The 921-nt window shown below is 53.3% G+C and carries 1 pseudogene; it reads left to right on the forward strand.

Annotation, left to right across the window (positions count from 1 at the left end):
• Positions 1 to 921, forward strand: a pseudogene (locus J5224_RS30585) (hypothetical protein); the annotation flags it as partial.

Raw genomic sequence — 921 nt, forward strand, 5'->3', positions numbered from 1 at the left:
GCCAGTGCGAGCTACCAGCTTCAGATTGCGAAAGCGTCGCCTGGGCTCAATGTCAAAACTCAACAGATTGCGGCTGTCTGGGGGGAGGGGAAGACGTATTCTGTGGAAGGCCATTTCACTAACCCAGATGTTGGCGCATCGTTACCGTTAACCTATCAGAGCGATCGGGAACGCGTGGTTCAGGTAACGGACAGCGGTGAGCTCCGTCCGATCGCGCCGGGCAATGCCCTGATCTCCCTTCATACGCAGGAAACCGCACAGTTTCTCTCTGAGACGGTGAACGTTTCATACCTGTTAAGTAAGGGAAGTGTACCGGTGCGTTTTGCATCAGAGGTCGTGACGACGACCGATCTCAGCGTATTCACGTTACAGAAACCGACGAACCTGCCTGCCGATGCCATCGTTGAGTGGAGTTCAAGCGATCAGGAAGTCATTGCCATCACGCCTCAAGGGCAGATCTCAGGGCCATTAAAAAAAGGCAAAACCCGACTTCGGCTGACGATTCAGGAAAATGCGTTTTATACCAGCAGCACGGGCGCTTACGATGTGCAGGTGTTCACTACGCCTATGCCCAGCGTATCGGGGGTAAAATATGGCAACAACGGCTTCCTGGTGGAGTCAGGGCAGATATGGGCCCCGGTTTTCACCGAGGATAAACTGCGCGTAATCTGGTCGGTTAACAGCAGCACCCCTTATGATGCTCCGCATTATGTCGAGGTGACGTTACTCGATGAATGGGGCCGCAAACTCGATTATCAACGTATTGATTCACCGACTGGCAGCGTCGAAACCGCTTTTAGCCCGCAGGAACGCTATATCGGTAAGCGTGTACACGTGGAGGTGGTTGCTTATGGCCATGGCATATTGCAAGGGAAAACATCCACTTCTGAGGCAAGTGTCAACCCGACCAAACCGACGCAA

The organism is Candidatus Symbiopectobacterium sp. NZEC135 (genome assembly GCF_025962695.1).